The organism is Variovorax sp. 01T439_2 (assembly GCF_056398445.1).
In genome coordinates this window covers 1-3,999 of the sequence record NZ_JBFTPJ010000646.1, presented here as the reverse complement: position 1 = coordinate 3,999, position 3,999 = coordinate 1, and the positions used below count along the sequence as shown (strand labels likewise).

Here is a 3,999-nt window from a genome sequence, read left to right as displayed (position 1 = left end):
TGCAGGTATGCCCGGTGCTGCCCAAGCAGGTCAGCGACATGCTGATGCCGTTGCGCGCATTGATCGGCTCGCTGGACGCCCGCGAGACCTGCCCGCAGATCGAACTCGCCTGCGGCGATGCGCCCGGCACCACCTCGCTCGGCACGATCGCCTTGGTGCTGAGGCACCTGGAGCCGCTCTCCAATGCGGACATCGGCCGTCTGAAGGCCTTTGCGGCGCAGAACGCCGGCGTCCAGTGGTGGCTGCAGGCCAAGGGGCCGGACACCGTGAAGCTGCTCGAAGAAGGCGGCATGCCGCTGTCCTACGAGCTGCCCCAGTTCGGTGTGACGATGCCGTTCAAGCCCACCGATTTCACGCAGGTCAATCCCCACATCAACCGCGCCCTCGTAGGAAAGGCGCTGCGCCTGCTCGACGTGCAGCCGCACGAACGCGTGATCGACTGGTTCTGCGGCCTGGGCAACTTCACCCTGCCGCTGGCCAGCCGTGCGTGCGAGGTCCTGGGCATCGAGGGCAGCGACACCGGCCGATGGCAGCGCCGACAAGTGGCTGGTCGACCCGCCGCGCGAAGGCGCCTTCGCGCTGGCCAAGGCCATGGCCGACCTGCACCTGCAGCCCGAGCTTCGAACCGATGGCTGGACACCGCCCAAGCGCATCGTCTACGTGAGCTGCAACCCGTCCACCCTGGCGCGAGACGCCGGCCTGCTGGTGCACCAGGCCGGCTATCGCTGCACGTTCGCGGGGGTGATCAACATGTTCCCGCACACGGCGCACGTCGAGTCGATTGCGGTGTTCGACCTGGCATGAAAAAAGGGCCCCTCGGGGCCCTTCTTCATTGGCGCACACGGCGCCTTGTTCGCTGTTCGCTCAGTCGCGTTCGCCGCCGGCGATGCCCAGCAGGGCCAGCAGGCTCTGGAACACGTTGAACAGGTCAAGGTAGAGCGCGAGCGTGGCGCTGATGTAGTTGGTTTCGCCGCCATCCATGATCTGCTTCAGGTCATAGAGCATGAAGGCCGAGAAGATGCCGATGGCCGCCACCGAGATGGCCATCATGCCGGCGCTCGAGCCGACGAAGACGTTGATGATGGCACCCACCATCAGCACCATGGCGCCGACGAAGAGCCACTTGCCCATGCCGGACAGGTCGCGCTTGATCACCGTGGCCAGCGATGCCATCACGAAGAAAACGCCGGCGGTGCCGCCGAACGCCGTCATGATGAGCTCGGAACCGTTCTTGAAACCCAGCACCATCGCGATCAGCCGCGACAGCATCAGGCCCATGAAGAAGGTGAAGCCCAGCAGCACCGGCACGCCGGCGGCCGAGTTCTTGGTTTTCTCGATGGCGAACATGAAGCCGAAGGCGCCGCCGAGGAAAACCATGAGGCCCAGGCCGCCCGTGAGCGAGCTTGTGATGCCGGTGGCAACGCCGATCCAGGCGCCCAGCACGGTGGGCAGCATGCTCAGCGCCAGCAGCCAGTAGGTATTGCGCAGGACGCGTTGGCGCTCAGCCTGCGGCAGCGCCTGGCCGTAGCCGGCGGAAGTGTCGAGGGTGGTAACGCGGTCGTTCATGGCCGTAGCTCCTTTGGTTGCTGCAATCACGCAGTTGGGCGCATTCTAGGGGGCTGCAAGAGGGGGGCGGCACAAAGACCGTATGGACGATGGTCCTAAGCGCAAGGGTGCCCAGGGCACTGTTGGCCGTTATGCTGTCGGGTTTTACGCAACCTGATTCTCACCATGAAGACCAAGTCCTTCCTCGAACTCGCCGATGTCAAGGCCATTGCCGCCGCTGCCGAAGCCGAGGCCCTCAAGAACAACTGGGCCGTGACCATCGCCATCTCCGACGATGCCGGCAACCTGCTGTGGCTCCAGCGCCTGGATGGCGCCGCGGCACTGTCGTCCCACATCGCGCCCGCCAAGGCGCACACCGCAGCCATGGGCCGCCGCGAGAGCAAGGTCTACGAAGACATCATCAACGGCGGCCGCAGCGCGTTCCTCACGGCGCCCGCGGTTCAGGGCCTGCTCGAGGGCGGCGTGCCCATCGTGAAGGACGGCCAGGTGATCGGCGCCGTCGGCGTGAGCGGCGTGAAGTCGAACGAGGACGCCCAGATTGCCAAGGCAGGCATTGCAGCCCTCGGTCTTTGAGCTTTCGAAAGCGCCAAAGCAAAACGCCGACTTCGAGTCGGCGTTTTTGTTGGATATCCAGCGTGAAAAAAAGCTTGGCTAGTCGGCGAACCGTTGGCTAGCAAAAAACGACCCTCGGAGATGAATCTCCTCAAGTCGCCCCACGATGAAACTTGCGCGAAGGGCGGGCTGAGGTCTTACTTGGTAAGAATCAGCTTGCCGAGTTTGGTGGCCTGTAGCCTGTAGAGGGAACCGTTGTGCATGATGCCCACGGTCTTGCTTCCTTTCAGAAGCTCCGTGCTTTCGACCATGGGGGCCGGGCGCGGTGCCTGGATGGACGCATGTCCGCCACCCGATTGGTCGAGCGAAGGATGGCTCAGAACAGAAAAGGCGTTCGGTTTGGCTTGCATCTGAAATTCCCTTATCGAAGCGATGAGTGAATGATAATGATTCGCAATAAAAAGTCAATCGCCGCGATCAACTTTTTTTAAAGCCGGTCAGTGACTTATTTCGCGTCGGGCTCGGTAACGAAGCCGATCTTGCGCACGCCGGCTTCCCGCGCCTTGGACATCGCCTTGGCCACGCGCTCGTAGCGCACTTCCTTGTCGCCGCGGATGTGCAGCTCGGGCTGTGGATCCTTGGCGGCCTCGGCGGCGAGGCGGGCGGGCAGTTCGGCGTCGTCGATCTTCTGCTCGTTCCAGTAGTAGCTGCCGTCGGCCGTGATGCTGAACAGGATGTTCTGCGGCTTGGGCTGCTCGGGTTCGCTGGTGGCGCGGGGYAGGTCGATGTTGACTGCGTGCTTCATCACCGGCACCGTGATGATGAAGATRATCAGCAGCACCAGCATGACGTCGACCAGCGGCGTCATGTTGATCTCGTTCATCACCTCATCGGGCTCGTCCTGGGTTCCGAAAGCCATGATCTCAGCCCTTCTTGAGCGGAACCACGATGGCGTCGCCGCCGCCGCTTTGCACGCGCGCACCCGTCACGAAGTAGGCGTGCAGGTCATGGGCGAAGCTGTTGAGCTTGGTGAGAACAAACTTGTTGCCGCGCACCAGCGCGTTGTAGCCCAGCACCGCCGGAATGGCCACCGCAAGGCCCAGCGCCGTCATGATCAGTGCTTCGCCGATTGGGCCCGCCACCTTGTCGATGGTGGCCTGGCCGGCCGTACTGATGCTCATGAGCGCGTGGTAGATGCCCCAGACGGTGCCGAACAGGCCGATGAACGGTGCCGTCGAACCGACCGACGCCAGGATGGCGAGGCCCGTCTGAAGGCGCGCGGTGAACGCATCGATGCCGTTGCGCAGCGCGCGCGTGATCCAGTCGCTGACATCCAGTGCATCGTGAAGGTGGGCCTTGGTGTTGCGATGGTGCGCGGCCGCTTCGCGGCCTTCGAGTGCCAGGGCGCGGAACGGGTTGCTGTCGTCCTTGCCGAGCTTGTTGAGCGCGGTGGCGAAGTCTTCGCTATGCCAGAAGTCCTGCGAATGCTTGGCAAGGCGCTTGTATTTGATGACGTCGAGCGCCTTGATGATGATCACGATCCACGATGCAAGCGACATGCCGATCAACAGCAGCGCGACGGCCTTGGTGACGAAATCGCCCTGGTTCCAGACGTTCATCAAGCCGAATTGGGAATCCATACGAAGTTGCTCCAGAGAAAGATTAGTTCAGTTTGAATGAGAAGGGAGCCCGCAGCAGGTAGGTGGTCTGTGCGTTGCCTCCCGTTTGCCTGAAGGGCGTGACCTGGGCGGTGCGGGCGGCGCTGAGCGCCGCTTCGTCGAGCCGCTCGAATCCGCTGGACTTGAAGAGCTCGACGCGCTTGGCGAAGCCTTCGCTGTCGAAATAGATCGAGACCACAGTGGTGCCCGACTCGCCCAGGCG

General features: G+C 63.1%; 6 protein-coding genes and 1 pseudogene. 2 read left to right on the top strand and 5 right to left on the bottom strand.

The annotated features are described in order from the left end of the window. Positions 1–804 (top strand): annotated as a pseudogene (locus AC1DOC_RS25040) (class I SAM-dependent RNA methyltransferase family protein); the annotation flags it as partial. 60 nt (positions 805–864) lie between these two features. Here AC1DOC_RS25040 and AC1DOC_RS25035 read toward each other — a convergent pair. Further along, positions 865–1,566 (bottom strand): Bax inhibitor-1/YccA family protein, encoded by a 702-nt coding sequence (locus AC1DOC_RS25035; RefSeq protein WP_012746943.1) that lies wholly within the window; start codon positions 1,564–1,566, stop codon positions 865–867. A gap of 165 nt (positions 1,567–1,731) precedes the next feature. Here AC1DOC_RS25035 and AC1DOC_RS25030 point away from each other — a divergent pair, with 165 nt between their 5' ends. Continuing rightward, positions 1,732–2,139: a GlcG/HbpS family heme-binding protein gene (locus AC1DOC_RS25030; RefSeq protein ID WP_012746944.1), complete on the top strand. Its 408-nt coding sequence runs from the start codon at positions 1,732–1,734 to the stop codon at positions 2,137–2,139. A gap of 176 nt (positions 2,140–2,315) precedes the next feature. On the opposite strand, the gene hemP is transcribed toward AC1DOC_RS25030, so the two are convergent. The 4 genes from hemP to AC1DOC_RS25010 all read right to left on the bottom strand — a co-directional run. Continuing rightward, positions 2,316–2,528, bottom strand: a complete 213-nt coding sequence (hemP, locus tag AC1DOC_RS25025) for a hemin uptake protein HemP (RefSeq protein WP_018903010.1) — start codon at positions 2,526–2,528, stop codon at positions 2,316–2,318. Between the two features lie 95 nt (positions 2,529–2,623). Further along, complete coding sequence (locus tag AC1DOC_RS25020; protein WP_012746946.1) at positions 2,624–3,037, bottom strand: ExbD/TolR family protein; 414 nt, start codon at positions 3,035–3,037, stop codon at positions 2,624–2,626. 4 nt (positions 3,038–3,041) lie between these two features. Beyond that, complete coding sequence (locus AC1DOC_RS25015; RefSeq protein WP_012746947.1) at positions 3,042–3,758, bottom strand: MotA/TolQ/ExbB proton channel family protein; 717 nt, start codon at positions 3,756–3,758, stop codon at positions 3,042–3,044. Between the two features lie 22 nt (positions 3,759–3,780). Further along, the coding region (locus AC1DOC_RS25010) for an energy transducer TonB (RefSeq protein ID WP_478130708.1) at positions 3,781–3,999 on the bottom strand (219 nt) is incomplete at its 5' end.

Coding starts and splice junctions, on each gene's coding strand:
- AC1DOC_RS25035 (WP_012746943.1), bottom strand. CDS start 1,566: ATGAACGACCGCGTTACCACCCTCGACACTTCCGCCGGCTACGGCCAG.
- AC1DOC_RS25030 (WP_012746944.1), top strand. CDS start 1,732: ATGAAGACCAAGTCCTTCCTCGAACTCGCCGATGTCAAGGCCATTGCC.
- hemP (WP_018903010.1), bottom strand. CDS start 2,528: ATGCAAGCCAAACCGAACGCCTTTTCTGTTCTGAGCCATCCTTCGCTC.
- AC1DOC_RS25015 (WP_012746947.1), bottom strand. CDS start 3,758: ATGGATTCCCAATTCGGCTTGATGAACGTCTGGAACCAGGGCGATTTC.